Below are 23,167 nucleotides of genomic sequence, written 5' to 3' on the forward strand. Positions count from 1 at the left end.
CAAAAATGGCATGATCTTTATAAAAGGATCATGCCATTTTATTTATAGCAGTTAACAGGCAACTAATTTGTAACTACGTTTTTAGTGTATCCTGCTTATTTGTATATTAGAACCCTAAACTCCCTCATTATGAAAATTAAATACTTACTAACGGCATTATTGCTAAGCCTGTGCGTTACTGCGATGGCCCAGAACACGGGCTATGTATGGAAGACGGCTACTTCGGGCGGTTACACTTACAAATATGTAAGCGGCGATCCAACCCACTCACGATTTTATGTTTTGAAGAACGGATTAACCGTAATGCTGAGCCCTACGGCAAAAGAGCCGCGGATACAATCGTTTATCGCGGTAAAGGCCGGCAGCAAAACCGATCCATCTAACCATACCGGTTTGGCGCATTACCTGGAACACATGATGTTTAAAGGAACCGATAAATATGGTACGCTTGACTGGGCCAAAGAAAAACCACTATTGGACCAGATAGATGGTTTATACGAACAATATAACTCAACCACCGATAGTGCCAAGCGTGTGGAAATCTATCACCAGATAGATGTGACCTCGGGACAGGCTTCGAAATTTGCTATCGCCAACGAGTATGATAAGATGATGGCATCAATGGGCGGGAAAGGTACAAACGCTTTTACCTCGTTCGAACAAACTGTTTATACGGATGATATCCCGTCATCGGCAGTGGATAAATACCTGACCTTGCAGGCGGAGCGTTTCCGCGCACCGGTGCTGCGTATCTTCCACACTGAGTTAGAGGCAGTGTACGAAGAAAAGAACCGCGGCTTGGATAACGACGGCAATAAGGTTTTTGAGGCCTTGTTTTCGGCTTTGTTCCCAAACAATAATTATGGTAAACAAACCACCATCGGTACCATCGAACACCTGAAAAACCCCTCGTTAAAAGAGATCCGCAAGTATTACTATACTTATTACGTACCTAATAACATGGGGGTAATTATGTCGGGCGATTTTAACCCTGATGTGATGATCAAAAAGATAGATGAGCATTTTGCTTATATGAAAGCGAAACCGGTGCCGCCGTATAAATTTGACCCGGAAACGCCGATAGCGGCTCCTATCAAAAGAGATGTTTATGGGCCGAACCCTGAAAATTTAACTATTGCATTCCGTTTTCCGGGAGCTAATACGCATGATGCGCAAATGCTTGACCTGGTAGGCGATATGCTGACCAATGGCAAGGCCGGTTTGTTTGACCTTGACCTGACCAAAAAACAAAAGTTATTAAGCGCTTCGGCTTTTGATTATACCTTAAAAGATTACAGCGCTTTGCTGTTGCAGGGTAACCCGATAAAAGGGCAATCACTTGACGATGTAAAAGCTTTGATGCTTGGTGAGATAGAGAAACTGAAGAAAGGCGAGTTTGCCGATGATCTGATCCCGTCGATCATCAACAACGTTAAAAAATCGAAAACCGAACAAAACGAAGGTTACTACAGCAGGGCCAATAATTTGATGGATGCCTTTACATCGGGTGTTGACTGGCGCACACAGGTTGCTACGGTTGCCGACCTATCCAAAATAACCAAAGCACAAATTGTGGCATTTGCCAATAAATATTTAGGCGAAAGCAATTATGTAATTGTTTACAAACACCAGGGCGAAGACAAAAACATCAAAAAAGTAGATAAACCGCATATTACACCGGTTGAGGTTAACCGGGAGTCGGCATCACCGTTTCTGAAACAAGTTGACGCGATACCGGCCAACGCAGTGAAACCGGTGTGGCTGGATTACAGTAAGGATATCCAAAAAGCAAAAGTTGGCGCGGCCGAACTGTTAACCGTTCAGAATAAAGAGAACAACCTGTTCAGGCTGTATTACCGTTATAATATGGGCAGTTATAACAATAAACTGTTTTCGCTTGCGGCTACTTATATGCAGTATTTAGGTACCGATAAAATGAGCGCCGACGATATCAGCAAAGAGTTTTACAAACTGGCGGGAACATTTAATATATCAACCAGCGGCGAGATCACTACGGTAAGCATTAGCGGCCTGCAGGAAAACTTTGCCAAAACCGTGGCTTTGTATGAAAACGTAATAGCCAATTGTAAACCCGATGAAAATGCATTGGCCGGTTTAAAACAACGTTTGAAAAAATCGCGTGACAACGCCAAACTAAATAAAGGCGCTATTATGCAGGGCCTGGTTAGCTATGCCATGTATGGCGAAAACAACCCATTTAATAACGTATTGACTGATGATGAGCTGAATAATGTAAAAGCCAATGACCTGGTAGCTATTTTACATAGCCTGGCCGATTACAAGCACACCGTATTATACTACGGCCCGTTAACCGCGCCGCTTGCTGCCGTTGAGCTGAAAAAGCTGCACTACATGCCGGCATCGTTTAAACCATACCCGGAAGCCAAGGTGTTTGCCAAGGTAAACCAGGATAAAAGCAAGGTGCTGTTTGCTCACTTTGATATGGTACAGGCCGAAATTGACTGGATACGCAACTCGGATACCTACGCAACCTCGCAAACGCCAACTGTTGAGCTATTTAATAATTACTTTGGCGGTGGCATGAGCGGTATTGTTTTCCAAACCATTCGCGAATCGAAAGCTTTGGCGTACTCAACTTATGCTTTTTACAGCGCGCCTGCTAAAAAGGATGATCGTAACATTATACAAGCTTACGTGGGCACGCAAGCCGATAAACTGAATGAGGCGATAAAAGGGATGAATGAGTTACTGACCGATCTGCCACAATCGGAAAAAGTAATTGCATCGGCGAAGGATAATATCCGTAAATCGCTGGAGACAGAACGGATAACCGAGGATGGTATTTTGTTTAGCTACCTTAACGCGCAGCGCAGGGGAGTAGATTACGATATCCGTAAAACCACGTTTGAAAATGTTGACAAGTTGAAGTTTGACGACATTAAAGCTTTCCATGATAAAGAGTTTAAAGACAAGCCTTATACTTATTGCATTGTGGCTTCGGAAAAACGGGTGAGCGATGATGACCTGAAAAAGTATGGAGAGTTAACTAAATTGAGCTTGAAGCAGATATTTGGTTATTAAAATTGCATAAAATCATGTAAATTATTAAAACCCCGATAATTTTCGGGGTTTTTTTATGATATAAATAATAAAAAATGATTTAGTTGCTGTATATTAGCCTACTGATTTGGTAGATAATTGAATATAGCGTAAAATTGATTGTGAAAAAGCTGAAAATGAACATTATTTTCGGCATTTTGAGATTAAGTAATAGCTTTGAGACCTGATCGGCGGAATTTATTTAATTGACACGCTATTTTGCAACCGATTGCATAATTGTAAATAAAATTATAATTTAGGAGCACAATTTGCGGACAGTCTTTTTCGTCAGAAACAGAAAAAGTTCTGGTTTGTAATTTATAATATTGATTGCCCGTGTGGGAGAATTAAAGACATTTATGAAAGAAGAATCTTCGGGCGATAAGATATTATCCATTGACATAGGCGGATCGCATGTAAAGGCCACGATCCTGGATCATGAGGGGAGTTTGCTGATGGATTACGAAAAAATAGAAACACCACTGTTGCCGAAGCCAAAGCAGCTGATCGAAGTTATTGAGCAATTGATCAAGGCGTTTCCGGCTTATGATAAAGTGTCGGTGGGTTTTCCGGGATATGTTAAAAACGGAGTGATCAGGACGGCGCCAAATTTAGGCACTGATCTGTGGGCCGGGTTTGATCTGGCGAAAGCCTTACAAAAAAACCTGGGCAAACCAACCCGTGTAGTTAACGATGCCGATATGCAGGGGCTGGGCGTGGTTGATGGTAAAGGTTTTGAAATGGTGGTTACGCTGGGTACAGGTTTTGGTACCGCATTATTATCCGACGGGTATTTACTGCCGCACCTGGAGATAGCGCATCATCCCATTACCCAGACTAAGACTTACGACCAATATATAGGCGAAAAGGCCCTGGAGAAAAAAGGAGAGGCCAAATGGAACGAACGGGTAAAACACGTGATAGACATTTTAAAAACGGTATTTAATTACGATACCTTATATATAGGCGGGGGCAACGCCCGCAAGATCAATTTTAAATTAGACGATAACATTAAACTGATCTCAAACCGCGACGGGATCAAAGGCGGGGCGCGCCTTTGGAAAGACGAAATCCGCGAACATTTAATTACTTCAGTAAAAAAGGACTAACAACCATAACATTAAGCAATGAGTACAACAACAAAAAGCATCGAAGAACAGGGTATTGATACCATCAGGATATTATCGGCAGATGCAGTTCAGAAAGCTAACTCGGGCCACCCGGGTACGGCAATGGCATTGGCGCCAATGGCACACGTGCTGTGGACGCAGTTTTTGAATTACAACCCTAAAAATACGCATTGGGCAAACCGCGACAGGTTTATCCTATCGGCAGGGCACGCCTGTATGCTGCAATACAGCATTTTGTATTTAACCGGATATGATGTGAGCCTGGATGATATCAAAAACTTCCGCCAGATGAACAGCAAAACCGCCGGCCACCCCGAGTACGGCCTGTGCCCCGGTGTTGATGTTACTACCGGACCGCTGGGTGCAGGTGTATCAAACGGTGTTGGTTTTGCCATTGCTCAGAAATATCTGGCCGCTACTTATAACAAACCAGGTTTTGATCTTTTTGATTACCATGTTTATGCTATTTGCAGCGATGGTGATATGATGGAAGGTGTAGCATCGGAAGCTGCTTCGTTAGCCGGGCACCTGGAATTGGGTAACCTGATCTATCTATATGACGATAACAAAATTTCGATTGAAGGCAGCACCGACCTTGCCTTTAACGAAGATGTAAATAAACGTTTTGAAGCTTATGGCTGGCATGTGCAAACCGTTGAGGATGTTAACGATGTACACGCTTTGCACCAGGCATTGGTTAACGCCAGGGCCGAAAAGCAAAAGCCATCGTTTATCCGTGTACGTTCGCTGATTGCTTACGGAAGCCCTAATAAGGCAGGTACTGCAGGTTCGCACGGTTCGCCGCTTGGAGCTGACGAAATTAAGCTGGTTAAGAAATTCTTCGGTTTCGACCCGGATAAATCATTTGATGTTGACCCTGAAGTATTAAAATATTACCACGAAGCGGGCGCTAAAGGCGGAGACAAAGAAGCAAAATGGAACCAGCTATTTGCTGATTATAAAGCTAAATTCCCTGAACTGGCTGCCGAGTATGAATTAGCTGCCAGCGGCGACCTGCCAAAAGGCTGGGCAGATGCGTTACCAACATTTAAGGCTGATGCCGGTAAAATGGCAACCCGCCAGGCATCAGGCAAAGTGTTGAACGCAATTGCCGGTAAAATTCCGGGGTTAATTGGTGGTGCGGCCGATCTGGCTCCATCAACAGAAACACATTTAAAAGAATTTGCTTCATTTAACCAGGAAAACCGTGGTGGCCGTAACTTCCACTTCGGCATACGTGAGCATGCGATGGGCGGTGCTGTAAACGGTATGGCTTTAACGCCGGGTATTATTCCGTTTGGTGCTACCTTCCTGATGTTCTCTGAATATATGCGTCCGCCGATCCGTTTGGCAGCTATTATGAAAATACGTCCGATATTTGTATACACACACGATAGTATCGGTTTAGGCGAAGACGGAACTACTCACCAACCGGTTGAACAACTGATCTCGTTACGATCAATCCCGAATAACCTGGTTATCCGTCCGGCTGACGCTAATGAAACGGCACAAGCATGGAAAGTAGCTTTGGAGCATAAAACGGGCCCGGTTTGTTTGGTACTTACACGTCAGGGATTGCCAATTTTAGATCAGGATAAATATGGTAAAGCTACCGATCTTGTTAAAGGTGCTTATGTATTATCTGACGATAAAGATGCTCAATTGATTTTGATCGCTACCGGTTCTGAAGTTGCTTTGGCCATATCGGCGCAAGCTAAATTAAAAGAAGAAGGTATTGCAAGCCGCGTGGTAAGTATGCCATCGTGGGAGTTATTCGAACAGCAAAGCCCTGCTTACAAAGAAAGCGTACTGCCTAAAAAACTGAAAAAACGGTTGGCTATAGAAGCCGGATCGGCATTAGGCTGGCATAAATACATTACCGACGAAGGTGATACCGTAACCATGCCAGGCTTTGGCGAATCGGCACCGGCTGAAGAATTGTATAAACACTTCGGCTTTACGGTTGATAACGTGGTAAGCAAAGCGAAAACTTTGTTGTAGGAACAAGGATTTAAGGAGCAAGGAATAAGGATTGAAAAATCTTTGCTCCTTGTTCTTTACATCTTTCATCTAAACAAAATGGATTGGAATAACAGTTTGATCAGTAACCTGGAGTGGAACGCCGAGATCATTAATATGAGCGGCAAGCAAAAAGTAGCTGCACAGATTGTTGATAAGGTAAAGGACGGCGATGTGATCGGCATTGGGTCGGGATCAACGGTGTATGTTGCGCTTTTGGCTATCGCCGATAAGATCAGGACTGAAAAGCTGAATGTAAAGGGGATACCGACATCGTTAGAAATATCGATGTTTTGCAGCAAGCTGGGCATACCTTTAACTACGCTGTTTGAACATAAGCCCGATTGGCTATTTGACGGCGCCGACGAGGTTGACCCGGATAAGAGCCTGATAAAAGGCAGGGGCGGAGCAATGTTTAAAGAGAAGCTGCTGATGTGCTCGAGTGCGAAGAACTACATTATTGTGGATGAATCGAAGATCGTTAAAAAGCTGAATACGAACTTCCCGATACCGATAGAGGTTTTTCCGCAGGCGTTGTTGCATGTTGAGCAGGAATTAAAACAATTGGGCGCCAATAGTATTGTATTAAGACCAGCTAAAGGCAAGGATGGACCGATCATTACCGAGAATAATAACCTGATACTGGATTGTTATTTTGACGAGATTGGCAAGAGCATGGAAAACGATATTAAAAGCATTACGGGAGTTATTGAAAGCGGGCTGTTTATTGGCTACGATCCGGAAATTATTATGGCCAGCAATTAAATTACGCTAACCTAACACAACAATTAAACTACCATTACAATAAATAAAATATTAATCAGGAACTTTAACAAATGATCGGGCGAAAGCCTGACCTGCAAAAAATAAAAACCTACAACAATGGCAACTAATAATGTAAAGCAAATACACAGTTTTGGTCAGAGCATCTGGCTTGATTTTATCGATCGGCAGATCATGACCTCGGGAAAGCTAAAAAGCTTAATTGACGATGATGGTGTGCGCGGTGTAACCTCGAACCCGGCAATTTTTGAAAAAGCGATAACCAGCAGTTCAGACTATGATGCTGATATCAGGGCTTTGGCCGATAGCGGTAAAACCAACGAAGAACTGTTTTTTGCATTGGCTATTAAAGATATCCAGAAAGCTACGGACCTGTTTAAAGGTGTGTACGATGAATCGAAAGGCGAGGATGGTTATGTAAGTTTAGAGGTATCGCCGTTTTTGGCTTTGGATACTGAAGGTACTACCAAACAAGCGCTTGAATTATGGAAAGCTGTTGATCGCCACAACGTGATGATCAAAATACCGGGTACACAACCGGGTTTGGCCGCTATCCGCAAAACCATCAGCGAAGGCTTAAACATTAACGTTACTTTATTATTCGGTTTACCTCGTTATGAGGAAGTTGCAGAAGCTTACATCAGCGGTTTGGAAGATCGCGTGGCAGCAGGTAAATCTGTAGAAGGCATATCATCAGTAGCCAGCTTCTTTTTAAGCCGTATTGACGTTTTGGTTGACCCGATGCTGGATGAAAAAGGCCTTGGCGACCTGAAAGGTGAAGTTGCTATCGCATCAGCTAAAAAAGCATACGAAATTTACAAACGCGTGTTTAGCAGCGACAGGTGGAAAAAACTGGCCGAAAAAGGCGCTAAACCACAGCGCTTATTGTGGGCAAGTACCAGCAGCAAAAACCCTGCATTTAAAGATACCAAATATGTTGAGGCGCTTATCGGCGCGGATACAGTGGATACCGTTCCGTTGGAAACTATTGAAGCGTTCCGCGATCATGGTATTGCAGCCAATGTTTTGGAAGATGGTTTAGACAAAGCTACCGAGGCTTTAGACAGGCTGAAAAAAGCAGGTATCGATATTGATAAAATTACGCAACAATTAGAGGATGAGGGTATTGATAAATTTAACAAGCCCTTTGAAAAACTGCTGCAATCAATTGAAGATCAAAAGGCTAAAGTTTAATTAGCGTGGAAGCATCGCAGATAAAAGTTTTGTTTTTTGATGTGGGCGGCGTGCTGCTAACCAATGGCTGGGGCCACGAGTCGCGCCATAAGGCGGCAAAGCAATTTGGGCTCGATTACGAAGAAATGTCGGGCCTGCACACCTTTATATTCAACGTGTATGAAACCGGCACCATAACGCTTGACGAGTACCTGGATACGGTAGTATTTAACCACCCGCGCGAGTTTACCCGCGAAGACTTTAAGATGTTTATGTATGAACAGTCGGTTGAGTTGGAGGGTACGCTTGCCTGGTTAAAAAAATGGAAAAAGACCTGTGGTTTCCGCATTTTTTCCATCAACAACGAGGGTAAGGAGCTTAACGACTATCGCATTAAAAAATTTAAACTGCATGATGCTTTTGATGGTTTTATATCATCGTGCGAGGTTGGCATGCGTAAGCCTGATCCTAATATATTTAAGCTGGCTTTGGGTATAGCGCAGGTATCGGCCGAAGAAAGCGTGTATTTTGATGACCGGATCATGTTTGCCAATTATGCAAAAAGGCTGGGCATTGAGGCGCATCAGCATACGAGCTTTGAAGAGACGAAGAAGATTTTGGAAGGACTGAAAAAGAACAGCCCCCTCTAAATCTCCCCCGGAAGGGGAGACTTTTAATATAGGAGGGCTAATATTATTAACCAAAGAGCCCTCCCTACCGGGGAGGGTTGGGAGGGGCTTAAATAACCAATAACCACATATGAAATACGATTTTGGTATGATAGGCCTGGGTACCATGGGCCGCAACTTGCTGTTGAACATGGCCGATCATGGTGTTAATGGCGCAGGCTTTGATAAGGACGCTTCAAAAGGCGTACAGTTAGAGGCTGAAGCAAAAAAAGGCAATGTAAAAGGTTTTAGCGAAGTGAAGCCGTTTATTGAGAGCCTGAACAAGCCACGAGCCATTATGATGCTGGTGCCTGCAGGCAAAATTGTAGATGAAGTGATTGAAGAGCTGATACCGTTTTTGGATAAAGGCGATATACTGATAGATGGCGGTAACTCGCACTTTACCGATACCAACCGCCGTGTTGATTACCTGGAGAGCAAAGGATACCACTTTTTTGGTATGGGTGTATCGGGTGGTGAAGAAGGTGCGCGTAAGGGCCCAAGCATGATGCCGGGCGGTGATAAGCAGGCTTATAATGTGATGAAGCCTATACTGGAGTCGATAGCGGCGAAGGTTGACGGCGCGCCTTGCGTGACTTATATTGGTCCGGGAGCATCGGGGCACTTTGTTAAGATGGTGCACAATGGTATTGAGTATGCATTAATGCAACTGATAGCCGAAACTTATGAGCTACTGCGTAATGGTTTAAGCTTAAGCGATACCGAAATACATGGTGTATTTGAAAAATGGAACGCCGGCCGCTTATCATCATTTTTGATCGAGATAACCCGTGATATTTTTACGTATAAAGAACCCGGTGCCAATCACCTGCTGGTAAACGATATTAAAGATGAGGCCCGTGCCAAAGGTACCGGTAAATGGACATCGCAGGAAGCGATGAACCTGGAAGCACCGATCCCATCGGTGGATTCGGCGGTATCGATGCGCGACCTGTCTAAATACAAAGCGATGCGTACACAGGCATCCAAACTATACGGAAAAAGTGAGCCTATCAAAACAGATAAAGACAGCTTTTTAAAATCATTGGAAGATGCTTACTTTTTCAGCATGATCATTACCTATGCGCAGGGTATGCATATGTTGTCGCGCGCTTCGGCTGAATATAAATATGAGTTAAAGCTGGATGAGATAGCCAAAATATGGCGCGGCGGCTGTATTATTCGCTCTAAATTTTTAGAGAACATTTACGGCGCTTACGGAAAAGATAAAGATCTGCAGCATTTACTGTTGGATGCCGACGTGCAAAAACTTGTACAGCAAAATCTGGCGGGTACGCGCGCGGTTATCAGTGCCGCCGTTACAGCGGGCATTGCTACACCTGCCTATTCGGCTTCTTTAAGCTATTTTGACAACTTCCGTACGGAGAGCATGCCATCAAACCTGACACAGGCGCAACGCGATTATTTTGGGGCACATACTTATGCATTAATTGGTAAGGAAGGCGTGTTCCATACGCAATGGATGCCGAAGTCTTAGTTCATAGTTCATAGATCATAGTTGATAGTTCATGGATATGGTTCATATATTAAATAGTGAGGTTTTCTATGAACTATCAGCCATGAATCATGAACATTTTTAAAAAGAAAAAATGAAATCGATAATCAGATCACAGCCTACCATATTTGTTATTTTTGGTGGCACCGGCGACCTGAGCCAACGCAAAATTGGCCCGGCGCTTTATAATTTATATTTAGATGGCTGGATGCCCGAGCAATTCGCCATCATCGGTACCGGCCGTACCAAACTCAGTAATGAGGATTTTAGCGACAGGGTATTAGAGGGCATCAACCAGTTCTCGCGCAGCGGGAAAGCAAAAAAAGATAAATGGGACCCATTTGCGAAACACCTGGCTTACCAGGTATCGGATGTTAACGATCACGACACCTATAAAGAGTTCGGCAAGCGGATCGAAGAATATAAAGCAGAATGGGGGCAAGATCCATATGTGATCTACTACCTTGCGGTATCGCCAAATTTCTTCCCGATCATCGCTTCTAACCTTTCTAAGGCACACCTGGCAGATGATGCCGAAAGGACGCGCATCGTGATAGAAAAGCCCTTTGGGCATGATCTGGAAACGGCTAAAGAACTCAACCACTTGCTGAGCCGTATCTTTGATGAAAAACAGATATACCGTATAGATCATTATCTGGGTAAAGAGACTGTGCAGAACATTATGGCCTTCCGTTTTGCCAACTCGATACTGGAGCCGATATGGAACCGTGATAATATACAGCACGTACAGATATCGGTAACGGAGCAATTGGGCATGGGCGAACGGGGCGACTATTACGATGGCGCGGGCGCTTTGCGTGATATGGTGCAGAACCACCTTTTGCAATTGCTTTGCCTGGTAGCGATGGAGCCGCCTATCAACTTTAACTCGGATGAACTGCGTAACCGCAAGGTGGAAGTATTGCGCGCTATGCGTCGCTTTTCGGCTGATGATGTGCGGATGAGTACCGTGCGTGGTCAATACGGCAAGGGTTGGATAGAAGGTAAAGAAGTGCCCGGATATCGCGAGGAATCGAAAGTTAACCCTGAATCGAACACCGAGACCTTTGCCGCCATTAAGTTCTTTATCGATAACTGGCGCTGGCAGGGCGTGCCGTTCTACCTCCGTACAGGTAAAAGGTTGCACCAATCATCATCGGTGATCAGCATACAGTTCAAGGATGTGCCGCACCGCGTTTTCCCGGCCGAGGCTACCGAAAGCTGGCAGCAGAACAGGCTCATCATCAGCATACAGCCCGAAATGAGCATCCGTTTGCAGGTGCAAGCCAAGCGTCCGGGTCTGGATATGATATTGAATACTGTTGATATGGTGTTTGACTACAGCGGTACCTACACCAGCGACGCTCCCGAAGCTTACGAAACGTTATTGCTGGATACGATGCTGGGCGACCAGACCTTATTTATGCGCGGCGACCAGGTTGAAGAAGCCTGGGAACTGATCATGCCGATATTGAAAACATGGGAATCGCGAAAGAGCATTAACTTCCCGAATTATTCGGCGGACTCGTGGGGGCCCGAAACCGCGGAAGCATTAATTGCCCGCGATGGTTTCCATTGGTTTACCTTGCCGTTAAATAACAATAAAAAGAAGAAATAATGCTGCATGTATTTGATACCACCGATGAGGTACTAACCGCGCTTGCTGACTATTTTGTTCGGGCTGCTAATGATGCTATGCTGGAAAAGAGAAGTTTCACCGTGGTGTTATCGGGCGGAAGCTCGCCAAAAAAACTTTACGAACTGCTGGCTTCAGCTCAATACAAACAGAAGGTTGACTGGACGAAGATCTATTTCTTTTTTGGAGATGAACGCGATGTACCTGATACGGATAAGGACAGCAATGCTTTGATGGCAACAAAGGCTTTGTTTGAGCCGTTAAAGATCCGGTCGTCGCAAATACATAAGGTAAATACATCATTACCGCCGGCAGATGCTGCGCAGGCCTATACCGATACCATTAACCGGTTTTTTGGTTTTAGGGCTACATTTGACCTGATACTGCTTGGGCTTGGTGATAACTCGCATACGGCATCACTGTTTCCGCATACACCGATATTGCATGATGATACACCAAGCGTAAAATCTGTTTGGGTGGGAGAGAATGTGAATGCATATCGCATCAGCTTTACGGCACCGCTGATAAACCATGCGCATAAAATTGCTTTTTTGGTGTATGGCGAAGGCAAGGCAGAAGCTGTGCATCATGTGCTGAAAGATGCTACAGATATTGATCAATACCCGGCACAGCTGATCCGCAAGAATGTGGATTGGTTTTTAGATAAAGCTGCGGCTACTAAACTTTAACCAAGATCTCTTTCAGGACGCGATAGGCTGTTCTGAGAGAGATTTTTCGGCCTTGTTTTTAATTTTAGGCATAATAAACTTCCACCAGTTTAACGCAGACAGGTAACGTTCTTCGCCGTGTGATACAGGTGCAAAATCTTTTTGAATGATAGTTAACATGGTACTGCCATTAAAAGGACATACGATATACTGCGTGGTAAGATAGTTTTCCGGTACATCAGCAATATTCCATAAATTAGAAAATACCTTCTGCTCCAGGTAATAGGGGGCAACTGCTTCGGTAACTTTGCCTTTCCAGATTCTTAACCTGCTTTGATCTACGTTTAAATAATAATCATTGGCGCTGCCGCGGTTCCAATCGGATACGGAGGTCAGATCGTCTACCAGCACACTTTCATTTGTTATCATGTCCCATATCACATTTGGCGAAGCGTTGATCAGAATACTGTTGGTTATTTGCTGGTTCATATCGTTCTTTTTAATAAACGGTTAACAAATAATATACCTATGTGTTTGGTATGGTAGCTATGGCATTTAAGAGTACCATTTTATTTACCGGTTTTACCAGATAAGCCAAAGGGCCTGTTTTTAAAGCATCGTTAATAATCTCCGGATCGCTAACCGAAGACTGGTATATAAATGGAATTTTTAAATTTTCATTTATATATTTTGCCAGATCAACACCGGTTTTGGTGCCCTCGAGCATAATATCTGTTACCACGAGATGCACGTTGCTTTTTTGCAGATCGTGTATGGCCTGGTCATACGAAGCAGCGATGCCAATGATTTTATGGCCCGCACCCAAAATTATATGTTTTAACGAAGCTGAAATTAGGGGTTCATCTTCAACAATATAGATGTTAAGATTTGACATTTTATATTTATCGGCTAATACAATTATTTAAATAAACCGGGGGATGTTTACCAGATAACCTTAACCCTGTTTTTCGTAGATGTAAATATTGTTTCTAATATATTAGAATTATGGCGTTAGAGCTAATTTGGCGGGTGGACAAAAGGTGGACAAATGTTTAACTATTAATTGAAATATATTAAACAAACGTAAATGACTGATATTTAGGAATGAAAATAGTCGTTAAAAGAAAACAAGACGAGATTAAAAATTTAATATCGCAGCTTCAATGTTTTCATTAGGCCCAAGATCCATTTTTTTACGGAGGCGCTGTTTTGCTTTTTTGATTCCTTCGACGGTAATGCCGAGCATATTTGCCATTTCGCGGTTGTTTAATCCTAATTTGATGAGTGATAACAGGCGGATATCGGCTACAGATATTTTAGGATAATGAGCAGACAGGTTTGAAAAGAAACTGCCATGTACCTTACTGAATAATTTTTTGAATTCGTTCCAGGTCTCATCTGTCATGATGTGGGTTTGAACCAGGTTATTGAGTTTTTCGATCTCCATCTCTTCATGCACGTGAGATTGTAACTGATCGACCTTTTTTCTGAACTGCTCAATTATTTCGTTCTTATTTTTTAAGCTCTTAGTATAAATAGCCAATGCTGCCGTGGCATTTTTCAGGTCTTCATCAACATTGGATTTTTGAGAAAACAACACGTCCTTGTCTTTTTTAACCTGTGTTATGCGGCGCCGGTACATCACCACAAAAGCGATCAATATAACAAGCAACAAAGCAATTATAAAAGCCATTTGTGTTGTAGCTATGCGCGAGTTGGCCTTAAGCTTGTCAAGCTGGATGAGGTGTTTATCTTTTTCCCACTGCAGGCTCACGCGGTCTACGGCGGCAATGTTATCCTGTTTTATCAGGCTGTCTTTCGCGTTTTCATATTGCTGCCTGAAGAGCAGAGCCTGCCTTAAATTACCGGTTTTTTCATAATACTCTGCACTTAGCTTATAAAGCTCGGTTTGATATTTTAATACATTGGTTTTGTCCTGCCGGAGCAAAGGCTCGATAGTAGCAAGTTGCGCGTTCATTTTATCGAGTTGACCGGTTTCCAGGCTTATCCGCGCCAGCCTAAGTTGTGCAATTGCCGCATTGAGGTTTTGTTGATGTTTTAACGACACCCGGTAATCGGTTTCGATGTAGGGTAGGGCTTTGAGGTATTGTTTTTGCATAAAATATACCGAGCCAATATTGCCGTTAGCTATTCCCACCCAGGCTGTATCATTACCGGCTGCTGCCATGCTAAGTACTTTGTTGAATACAGACAGTGCTTGCGGATACTGCTCGTAATTTCGATAGATCAAACCAAGGGTATTGGTCATGCTTATCCTGTTGCGTAGTTTGGGGATATCGTACTGAAGTGCCTGGGTTAGATATGTCCGGCATTCATCATAATCGCCTATGCTGTAATAAAATATGGCAAAGTCCTGAAGGTATAGTGCAATGTCGGGCACGTTGTTTGGGCCAATGGTAGTAAATATTTCCTGGGCGTCTAAAAAATACCGGCAGGCGATGGTGTTGCGTTTAAACAATGCATAGTAAAGCGCTTTTTTATGGATATAAATTCCTTCCTCGAGTTTTAAGCCGTGCTGCTGCGCAAAGCTTACGGCCTGGTTATAATAATAGATGCCGGTGGCGGTAAAACCGGAGTTTACAGAGTAATAGTCGGCGCGCATTTCGTACACGGCGCATTCGAGCGGCAGATCGCCTAAGGTACGGGCAAGGGTAGTTAAGCCGTCGAGCTTTTGCATGGCTTTAGCCACCGGTAGTTTACGGCAGTTAACCTTGTATACTGTACGCGCTGTATCAACTCTTTGCGATGCGGGTAAAGAAGTGAGGAACTGAAAGATATTGCCCGCATTTGTTTGAGGCACCGTTTGCGCCTTAGCAGGAATGATCAATAACGAAACCAGGATGATTTGACACAGCAAGAGGTAAATTGGCTTTAAAAAAAGCCGATCCTTATCATAATTACCTGGGGGAAAAGGAATATGATGCTCCATGTTACAATACCTGGCAAGTTGTAGTTATGCTGCAACGCCAAAAAACAGTTACTTTTATACGCAGAGTATAAAAGATGGTTTGGGTAAATTACAGGCAGAACGGGTTAGCAACGTATATCAACAACACAGGTAGTGGTAACAAAAATAACCAATTAATTGTATGGTTTAGCTATTGGTTTTTAATGGCATCGTCTAATTCGTCGGAACTGAGCTGCAGGAAATTAATCAGTTGTGACAGATCGGCATCCGGATGTTCTTTAATATAGGCGTGTATCAGCCGGGTGATGCCTAATATATTAGCTAACGGACGGCGTACCATATGGCTTTGGTGGTATGACATTTTTTTGAGCAATGTTTCTTTTTCAACCAGCTCGCGTTTTAAATGCTCTAACTCGAAAGTTTTAAGCTGCAGTTCTTTGATCAGTAAAAACTGCTCTTTTTTTTGCAGGTAATCTTTATCAGCAAACAGATCGGCAAAAAAATCTTTGATTGATTTTAGTATCCCCGACTGGTTATTTTCCCATTTATTCCAGGTAAATTGAGATTGGCTTGTAGATGGAGTTAAGTTCATGGTTTGCTGTCTAAATTCGGCTATGATCGTTTTTTCTTGGTCTTTTTTGCTTAGTGGTTTAGGTTGAATGTTTAGAAATGCTGCCCTGGGGTGGCTGAGTTCTATGTTGTGCTTACCTGATAAGAACATCTTTTTTTACTTTTCCTGCCCCTGTGTGCACCAGGCAAATTAGATTTGCCATGGTGCCCAGGTAACAGATCCCCTTTAATTAACTGATGTAAAGGTACAGCGGTTACCGATGCCGGCATACCGTGAAAACACCGTATTTGTATCGTGATTTAACCGGAAAATTTTTTTTGGGGTGTTGGAAGGTTGGAATGTTTGAATGTTGTAAGGTTCAGTCGCAGACTGAAATTTATCTGTAGGCTTCAGTTGCAAACTGAAGCCAGTGCAGGGTTGCTTTTACCGGCGCAAGTTTAAGGGCTGGTAGTGTGGTGGGTTAACTTGTGACGATCCGTATAGCTATCGGGTACTATTCGTTTCGAACTGTATTCTTCTTCCGCTCATAGCCGCGGGGGCCTAGTTACTTTTCCTTGATGAAAAGTAACCAAAAATCAAGACAGAACGATCCTTCTGCCCGCCCTGCCGGTTTTTAGCTTTCCCATTCCGCTGCGCTCCACTCAGAAAAGCTAAACCGGCATTCACCCCTGCGCCGGCCCGGCGTTCTGTCTGCCCAGCGCGCCATTAAATAATATTCAGCCTAAGGTCGGTGTTATCACCGCACCTTTGCGCTCATAGTGTGGTGCGGTGATAACACCGACCACATGCTGAACTTGTGACGATCCGTATAGCTTAGGGTACTATTCGTTTCGAACTGTATTCTTCTTCCGCTCGCCGCCGCGGAAGGGCTCTTACTTTTTTCTTGATAAAAAAGTAACAAAAAATCAAGACAGAACGATCCTTCCGCCCGCTCTGCCGGTTTTTAGCTTTCCCATTCCGCTGCGCTCCACTTAGAAAAGCTAAACCGGCATTCACCCCTGCGCCGGCCCGGCGTTCTGTCTGCCCAGCGCGCCATTAAATAATATTCAGCCTAAGGTCGGTGTTATCACCGCACCTTTGCGCTCATAGTGTGGTGCGGTGATAACACCGACCACATGCTGAACTTGTGACGATCCGTATAGCTTAGGGTACTATTCGTTTCGAACTGTATTCTTCTTCCGCTCATAGCCGCGGGGGCCTAGTTACTTTTCCTTGATGAAAAGTAACCAAAAATCAAGACAGAACGATCCTTCTGCCCGCCCTGCCGGTTTTTAGCTTTCCCATTCCGCTGCGCTCCACTTAGAAAAGCTAAACCGGCATTCACCCCTGCGCCGGCCCGGCGTTCTGTCTGCCCAGCGCCATTTAATAATATTTAAGTATTGCAACGTGAGCAGGCCCTTGCGCTCATAGTGTGGTGCGGTGATAACACCGACCACATGCTGAATTAAAATAGTGAATAAATCAAGACAGCACGATCCTTCTGCCCGCCCTGCCGGTTTTTAGCTTTCCCATTCCGCTGCGCTCCACTCAGAAAAGCTAAACCGGCATTCACCCCTGCGCTGGCCCAGCGTTCTGTCTGCCCGGCGCGCCATTAAATAATATTTTAGGTATGTAATGTAAGCAGGCTTTTTTACTGGCGCAAGTTTAAGGGCTGGTAGTCTTAAAACTGTGAGACTACTTTGCGGTGGGTAATGCTTATTTTTATGGTGAGTCCATAGTCGATGGACCATAGACCATAGTTTTCTACAGGTCTCTTTTTTGAACATTCTTCCTGCTATTGACCATGAACCCATGTGCCAATTCCTTTCCTGTAAATCTTAACCCCACTTATAAAATGGAACTTATTTTAACTCCTAAACAACAAAAATTTTGCGATGAATATTTGATCGACCTGAATGCGACCAAAGCGGCTTTGCGGGCCGGGTATAGCGGTAGCACGGCCCTGAGCGGCGCGCTGATGCGGATACCAAAGATTGCTTATTATTTGCAGCAGCGCACGGAAGAGGTATCGCGCAAAGCAAAAATAAACCACGAGATGCTGCTAACCGAACTGAGCAAAATTGCTTTTGGCAATATGCGCAACTATTACCACAGCGATGGTACAATGAAAGGTGTGCACGAGCTGACCGATGACGAAGCCGCGGCGCTGTGGTGCATGAAGATTACTGATGGTAAGGACGGGCAGACCTCGTTTATCCGATTAAATAATAAACTATCAGCACTGGAAAAGATAGCCAGACACCTGCGGTTTTACGATATGGAGGAAGAAGAGCCTGAAAAGGAGTATGTGTTTCTTGACTCTGCTAAGCTGGACGACGATGATACTTTTGATGATGAGCTGTTTGAGGATGAAGAGAACGAGGACGACGATGATTATTACGATGAGGATGCTGATGAATATTACCCCTGGGATACGGAATGTAAAGTAGCTGTGGCGCAGGCAAGGGCGGCTTGTAAGGCACGAAGGGGGGATAGTCCGGAAGTCGGGAGTTCTGAGTCGGAAGAGTTTGGGGAGAGTCTGGAGTCTGAAGACGACGACGAATGGGCGGATCCGGCGCCGGTTAAGTATCACCCGTTGCCTGCGCCGCAATATCTAACTAATGAAACATCGGCCATCTTGCTGAAGCCAAACTGCCCGCCGCTTGGCGAAGGCTGGCAGACGGTTAGAAAAATACCTGAAGGAATGGACCCCACTGAATGCAACAAAGCCTGGAAGGTGACGCTGAAACAATGGAAGCAGGGGGTGGATTTTGAGGAGAGCGCGGAATCAGGAGATCAGGAACCTGCAACACCGCAGCCTGCTTTTGTTTCGGGCGGTTTAACGGGGAGGTTGGTGGATGAAGCAACAAGGAAGGAACGGAAGGAGCAGGCGAAGTGCTGGAGATAATGTGTGGATGTTGTAAGGTTCAGTCGCAGACTGAAATGATCTGTGGGCTTCAGCTGCAAACTGAAGCCAGTGCCGGGAAACTTTTTGTGAAAATACCCACATTTACCCACCCTGTGTTTTGGGAGCTGAAAGCACGAAGTCGGAAGCGAAATGCGCAGAGATTGTCCTGAGGGGTGCTGAAACAAGTTCAGCATGACGCGTTTTTAATTTGCACATCTGCACATTATCTATAGGGTAATCCACAATGGGCGATTTTTCAACATCGTAGTCAAAGCCGTGGCATTAATTTAACTTTACGGATTATATCAATTGGAACATACTTTGGCTAAAGAAGCTGTTAAAGAAACACCGTTAATGCAGCAGTATAACGCCATCAAGGTGAAATACCCTGGTGCCTTGCTGCTTTTTCGCGTGGGCGATTTTTACGAAACCTTTGGCGAAGACGCCGTGAAGGCCGCTGGTATTTTGGGCATTGTGCTTACCCGCAGGGCCAACGGCGCGGCTACACATATCGAACTGGCGGGCTTTCCGCACCATTCGCTGGATACTTATTTGCCTAAACTGGTGCGTGCCGGGCAGCGGGTGGCCATTTGCGACCAGCTGGAGGACCCGAAAACCACCAAAACCATTGTAAAACGCGGCGTTACCGAACTGGTTACACCAGGCGTTGCTTACAGCGATAACATTGTTCAGCAAAAAAGTAACAACTACCTGGCCTCGCTGTATTTTGAAAAGAACAGTGTGGGTATTGCCCTGCTGGATATATCAACCGGTGAGTTTTTGACCGCCCAGGGCAACAGCGACTATATTGACAAGCTGCTGCAAAGCTTTAACCCGAGCGAGGTAATTATGCCTAAAACACGCAGCGCCGAGTTTAAGGAGGTTTTTGGCGATAGGTTTTATACCTATTACCTGGATGAATGGCCGTACAGCGGCGATTACGCTACAGAAACGCTGCTGAAACATTTCGAGGTAAAATCGCTGAAAGGTTTTGGGGTTGAGAAACTGAATTTGGGTATTATAGCCGCTGGTGTGGCGCTGCATTATCTGAACGAGACAGAACACCGTAACCTGCAGCATATATCGGCGATAAGCCGGATTGAAGAGGACCGGTATTTATGGCTCGACAGGTATAGTATCCGCAACCTGGAACTGATCGGTTCGGCAAACGAGAACGCGGTTACCCTGGTTGATGTGCTTGACCACACTTGCTCGCCAATGGGTGCGCGGATGCTGCGCCGCTGGATAGTGATGCCGCTGAAAGAACGCAAGCCCATTGAGGACAGGCTGAATGTGGTGGAATACCTGGTTGGGCACGAAGAATTGCGCGAAGAACTGAAACAGCATATCCGCCAGATAGGCGACCTGGAAAGACTGATATCGAAAATCGGCCTGCAAAAGGCGAATCCACGCGAGGTTTGGCAGTTAAAAAAAGCACTGGGCAGCATTGAGCTGATCAAGAATATTTGCGGGGCCAGCGAAAGCAAGGCTTTGAAGACAATAGGCGAGCAGTTGAACCCCTGTACGCTGATCCGCGAGAAGATAGAAAGCGAGATACAGGCCGATCCGCCGGTAATGGTGATCAAAGGCGGTGTGATTGCCGAAGGAATTGATGCGGAGCTTGACCGTTTGCGTAAGATCGCTTTTGGCGGCAAGGGTTATTTACTGGAGATACAAAAGCGCGAAGCTGAACTGACCAAAATACCATCGCTAAAAGTAGCTTTTAATAACGTGTTTGGTTATTACCTGGAAGTGAGCAATGCGCACAAGGATAAGGTGCCAACGGAGTGGATCCGTAAACAAACGCTGGTAAACGCCGAGCGTTACATTACGCCCGAACTGAAGGAATACGAAGAGCAGATATTAGGCGCCGAAGAAAAGATACTTGCACTGGAAACACGCCTGTATAACGAGTTACTTTATGCGTTAACCGAATACATCAAACCGATACAACTGAATGCCCATTTGGTGGCGCAGCTGGATGTATTGCTCAACTTTGCCACTATCGCCATCAAATTTTACTATGTAAAGCCGGAAATTGACGACAGCAAAGTGATCGAGATCAAAGGGGGCCGCCATCCGGTTATTGAACAGCGTTTGCCGATAGGCGAGGAGTATATTACCAATGATGTGTTCCTGGATTCGGAAACGCAGCAGATCATCATCATTACCGGTCCGAATATGGCGGGTAAATCGGCGCTGCTGCGGCAAACGGGCCTTATTGTGCTGATGGCGCAGATGGGCAGCTTTGTACCGGCCAAACAAGCCAATATTGGTTTGGTGGACAAGATATTTACTCGGGTTGGCGCATCGGATAACCTGTCGTCGGGCGAATCGACGTTTATGGTGGAGATGAACGAAACGGCCAGTATTTTGAATAATCTGAGCGACAGAAGCTTAATACTGCTGGATGAAATTGGCCGCGGAACATCGACCTATGACGGTATATCCATTGCCTGGGCCATTGCCGAATACCTGCACAACCATCCTTCGGCGAAAGCCAAAACGTTATTTGCCACGCATTACCACGAGTTGAACGAACTGAGTAATTCGTTTAACCGGATCAAAAATTATAACGTGACCGTTAAGGAAATAGGGCATAAGATCATCTTTTTACGCAAGCTTGTTCCGGGCGGCAGTGAGCACAGCTTTGGGATACACGTAGCCAAGCTGGCGGGGATGCCTCCAAAGGTTTTGAGCCGCGCCAACGAGATACTCAAAAAACTCGAGGCCGAACGTACAGGTGGCGAGAGCATAAAAGAGAGCATCAAAAAAGTACAAAAACAAGCGGTGCAGATGCAGATGTTTAGCATTGACGACCCGGTGCTGGTGAAGATACGCGATGTATTGAACAACCTGGATGTAAACACCCTGACACCGGTTGAGGCCATGATGAAGCTGGACGAGATACAAAGGATGATCAAGAGTTGAAATGAGAATCAAGAATCAAGAATCAAGAGCCAAGAATCAAGACGGGCATAAAATTTTCCTTTGTCTTGGATCTTGATTCTTACATCTTGACTCTGCTCTGTGGATATGTTAGTAATATCTGTTACGGGCCAACGTTATTAGCTTCTATTTTTAGGGTATGAAATTTAGCCGCTTCTATCTTATCGCCTTTGTTGTGCTTGTTGTATTGTCGGGTTGTCATTCGCGTAAAGCAGCTATGAAGGGTAAGCCGGGCGAGATAGTGAAAGCATCGGGTTCGGTAGCCTCAAAATATGCGGACCTGATGGGCGTTGAAAAAAGCGACATTACCAACGGCCGGTTATATGCCTTTATTGAAGACTGGTACGGCACGCCTTACCATTTTGGCGGGCAGGATAAAAGCGGTATTGACTGCTCGGGCTTTGTGCAGCTGCTGCAGCAACAGGTTTATGGCGTTACGCTGCCAAGGGTTACCAGTCAGCAGGTAACGGTTATCAAACGCAAATACGAAGAGGAGCTGCAGGAGGGCGACCTGGTGTTTTGGGATTACGACGGCAAGAAATTCAGCCACGTAGGGGTGTATCTGCAAAACGGTTTTGTGGTGCACGCCAGCACCAGCAAGGGCGTTATCATTGTAAGATTGCATGATCCGTATACTTACAAGTACTTTTCGCGCTGCGGCTCGGTTATCGCATCGGTAGCGGGTGAGTAGCAACCCCACTTAAATCCTCGCCGGAAAGGAGAAATTAGCATTGTTTTATCCAGGTACTTCAGCGGTATTTTTTGTAAATTTGCGGTATCATGGCCGACAAAAAAACAGACTACTCCTTTTGGACCAAATACAAAAAATTTGCGAGTAACGAGATACTGCTTTACGTAATTATGGTGGCAGGCATTGTGTTGGGCATCATTATCTTTAGCTAAGAACACTACTTCTTCTCCATCGTCAGCGTATAGTTATCGGCATCGTATTGACCATAGTCAAAATCCTGTGCAGCAGCTTGTTTGTAATAGAGCAGAATAGAAATGAGGAGTAAAAATTTCGTCCTATTTAATATCAAAAAGCACCCGAAACATACTCATATTTTTTTAAAATCAGCATGAGCGTTATAAAATTTAGTTTGCACACTTTTTTTAAATTATAAGTTATTTTTTGTAGATTTTACCACCTTTGCACT

Annotated in this window: 17 protein-coding genes; 13 read left to right on the forward strand and 4 right to left on the reverse strand. The window is 44.7% G+C overall.

The annotated features are described in order from the left end of the window. The first annotated feature begins 129 nt into the window (after positions 1-129). From ACFGVR_RS17165 to pgl, 9 genes are all read left to right on the forward strand, one after another. Positions 130-3,063 carry a M16 family metallopeptidase gene (locus tag ACFGVR_RS17165; protein ID WP_448698578.1) on the forward strand — a complete coding sequence of 978 codons (2,934 nt, stop codon included), beginning with the start codon at positions 130-132 and terminating at the stop codon, positions 3,061-3,063. A 377-nt stretch (positions 3,064-3,440) separates the two neighbouring features. Continuing rightward, on the forward strand, positions 3,441-4,190 hold the full coding sequence (locus ACFGVR_RS17170; protein WP_448698580.1) for an ROK family protein: 750 nt from the start codon (positions 3,441-3,443) through the stop codon (positions 4,188-4,190). A gap of 18 nt (positions 4,191-4,208) precedes the next feature. Next, complete coding sequence (gene tkt / locus ACFGVR_RS17175; RefSeq protein WP_448698581.1) at positions 4,209-6,212, forward strand: transketolase; 2,004 nt, start codon at positions 4,209-4,211, stop codon at positions 6,210-6,212. Between the two features lie 78 nt (positions 6,213-6,290). Continuing rightward, positions 6,291-6,995, forward strand: a complete 705-nt coding sequence (gene rpiA / locus ACFGVR_RS17180; protein WP_448698582.1) for a ribose 5-phosphate isomerase A — start codon at positions 6,291-6,293, stop codon at positions 6,993-6,995. A 117-nt stretch (positions 6,996-7,112) separates the two neighbouring features. Then, on the forward strand, positions 7,113-8,207 hold the full coding sequence (gene tal / locus ACFGVR_RS17185) for a transaldolase (RefSeq protein WP_448698583.1): 1,095 nt from the start codon (positions 7,113-7,115) through the stop codon (positions 8,205-8,207). A gap of 5 nt (positions 8,208-8,212) precedes the next feature. Further along, on the forward strand, positions 8,213-8,836 hold the full coding sequence (locus ACFGVR_RS17190; protein ID WP_448698584.1) for an HAD family hydrolase: 624 nt from the start codon (positions 8,213-8,215) through the stop codon (positions 8,834-8,836). Between the two features lie 109 nt (positions 8,837-8,945). Beyond that, positions 8,946-10,352 carry an NADP-dependent phosphogluconate dehydrogenase gene (gene gndA, locus ACFGVR_RS17195; RefSeq protein ID WP_448698585.1) on the forward strand — a complete coding sequence of 469 codons (1,407 nt, stop codon included), beginning with the start codon at positions 8,946-8,948 and terminating at the stop codon, positions 10,350-10,352. A 112-nt stretch (positions 10,353-10,464) separates the two neighbouring features. Beyond that, positions 10,465-11,988, forward strand: coding sequence for a glucose-6-phosphate dehydrogenase (zwf, locus tag ACFGVR_RS17200; RefSeq protein ID WP_448698586.1), 1,524 nt, complete (start codon positions 10,465-10,467; stop codon positions 11,986-11,988). Beyond that, a complete protein-coding gene (gene pgl / locus ACFGVR_RS17205) occupies positions 11,988-12,695 on the forward strand; it encodes a 6-phosphogluconolactonase (RefSeq protein ID WP_448698587.1) in 708 nt (235 codons plus the stop codon). Before zwf ends, pgl begins: the two co-directional genes overlap by 1 nt. Before the next feature lie 12 nt (positions 12,696-12,707). Here the strand turns inward: pgl and ACFGVR_RS17210 are convergent, their stop codons facing one another. The 4 genes from ACFGVR_RS17210 to ACFGVR_RS17225 form a co-directional block, all read right to left on the reverse strand. Continuing rightward, on the reverse strand, positions 12,708-13,163 hold the full coding sequence (locus ACFGVR_RS17210) for a hypothetical protein (RefSeq protein ID WP_448698588.1): 456 nt from the start codon (positions 13,161-13,163) through the stop codon (positions 12,708-12,710). Positions 13,164-13,200: 37 nt separating this feature from the next. Beyond that, complete coding sequence (locus ACFGVR_RS17215; protein ID WP_448698589.1) at positions 13,201-13,569, reverse strand: response regulator; 369 nt, start codon at positions 13,567-13,569, stop codon at positions 13,201-13,203. 243 nt (positions 13,570-13,812) lie between these two features. Continuing rightward, a complete protein-coding gene (locus tag ACFGVR_RS17220; RefSeq protein ID WP_448698590.1) occupies positions 13,813-15,552 on the reverse strand; it encodes a hypothetical protein in 1,740 nt (579 codons plus the stop codon). Positions 15,553-15,793: 241 nt separating this feature from the next. Continuing rightward, entirely contained in the window at positions 15,794-16,195 is a 402-nt protein-coding gene (locus ACFGVR_RS17225) for a hypothetical protein (protein WP_448698591.1), read from the reverse strand. A 1,813-nt stretch (positions 16,196-18,008) separates the two neighbouring features. On the opposite strand from ACFGVR_RS17225, the gene ACFGVR_RS17230 reads away from it, so the two are divergent. From ACFGVR_RS17230 to ACFGVR_RS17245, 4 genes are all read left to right on the forward strand, one after another. Further along, a complete protein-coding gene (locus ACFGVR_RS17230) occupies positions 18,009-19,061 on the forward strand; it encodes a terminase small subunit (protein ID WP_448698592.1) in 1,053 nt (350 codons plus the stop codon). A 321-nt stretch (positions 19,062-19,382) separates the two neighbouring features. Next, the gene (gene mutS / locus ACFGVR_RS17235; protein ID WP_448703044.1) at positions 19,383-21,992 is read left to right on the forward strand and encodes a DNA mismatch repair protein MutS; all 2,610 of its coding nucleotides are present in this window, start codon (positions 19,383-19,385) and stop codon (positions 21,990-21,992) included. 157 nt (positions 21,993-22,149) lie between these two features. Next, positions 22,150-22,701, forward strand: a complete 552-nt coding sequence (locus ACFGVR_RS17240; RefSeq protein ID WP_448698593.1) for a C40 family peptidase — start codon at positions 22,150-22,152, stop codon at positions 22,699-22,701. 89 nt (positions 22,702-22,790) lie between these two features. Next, positions 22,791-22,913: a hypothetical protein gene (locus tag ACFGVR_RS17245; RefSeq protein WP_448698594.1), complete on the forward strand. Its 123-nt coding sequence runs from the start codon at positions 22,791-22,793 to the stop codon at positions 22,911-22,913. The last annotated feature ends 254 nt before the right edge of the window (positions 22,914-23,167 follow it).

This window comes from Mucilaginibacter aureus, assembly GCF_053514885.1.

What these genes read in the sequence shown, in the direction of transcription:
- ACFGVR_RS17165 (WP_448698578.1), top strand. Translation starts at nt 130, where the DNA reads ATGAAAATTAAATACTTACTAACGGCATTATTGCTAAGCCTGTGCGTT.
- ACFGVR_RS17170 (WP_448698580.1), top strand. Translation starts at nt 3,441, where the DNA reads ATGAAAGAAGAATCTTCGGGCGATAAGATATTATCCATTGACATAGGC.
- tkt (WP_448698581.1), top strand. Translation starts at nt 4,209, where the DNA reads ATGAGTACAACAACAAAAAGCATCGAAGAACAGGGTATTGATACCATC.
- rpiA (WP_448698582.1), top strand. Translation starts at nt 6,291, where the DNA reads ATGGATTGGAATAACAGTTTGATCAGTAACCTGGAGTGGAACGCCGAG.
- tal (WP_448698583.1), top strand. Translation starts at nt 7,113, where the DNA reads ATGGCAACTAATAATGTAAAGCAAATACACAGTTTTGGTCAGAGCATC.
- gndA (WP_448698585.1), top strand. Translation starts at nt 8,946, where the DNA reads ATGAAATACGATTTTGGTATGATAGGCCTGGGTACCATGGGCCGCAAC.
- zwf (WP_448698586.1), top strand. Translation starts at nt 10,465, where the DNA reads ATGAAATCGATAATCAGATCACAGCCTACCATATTTGTTATTTTTGGT.
- pgl (WP_448698587.1), top strand. Translation starts at nt 11,988, where the DNA reads ATGCTGCATGTATTTGATACCACCGATGAGGTACTAACCGCGCTTGCT.
- ACFGVR_RS17210 (WP_448698588.1), bottom strand. Translation starts at nt 13,163, where the DNA reads ATGAACCAGCAAATAACCAACAGTATTCTGATCAACGCTTCGCCAAAT.
- ACFGVR_RS17215 (WP_448698589.1), bottom strand. Translation starts at nt 13,569, where the DNA reads ATGTCAAATCTTAACATCTATATTGTTGAAGATGAACCCCTAATTTCA.
- ACFGVR_RS17225 (WP_448698591.1), bottom strand. Translation starts at nt 16,195, where the DNA reads ATGAACTTAACTCCATCTACAAGCCAATCTCAATTTACCTGGAATAAA.
- ACFGVR_RS17230 (WP_448698592.1), top strand. Translation starts at nt 18,009, where the DNA reads ATGGAACTTATTTTAACTCCTAAACAACAAAAATTTTGCGATGAATAT.
- ACFGVR_RS17240 (WP_448698593.1), top strand. Translation starts at nt 22,150, where the DNA reads ATGAAATTTAGCCGCTTCTATCTTATCGCCTTTGTTGTGCTTGTTGTA.
- ACFGVR_RS17245 (WP_448698594.1), top strand. Translation starts at nt 22,791, where the DNA reads ATGGCCGACAAAAAAACAGACTACTCCTTTTGGACCAAATACAAAAAA.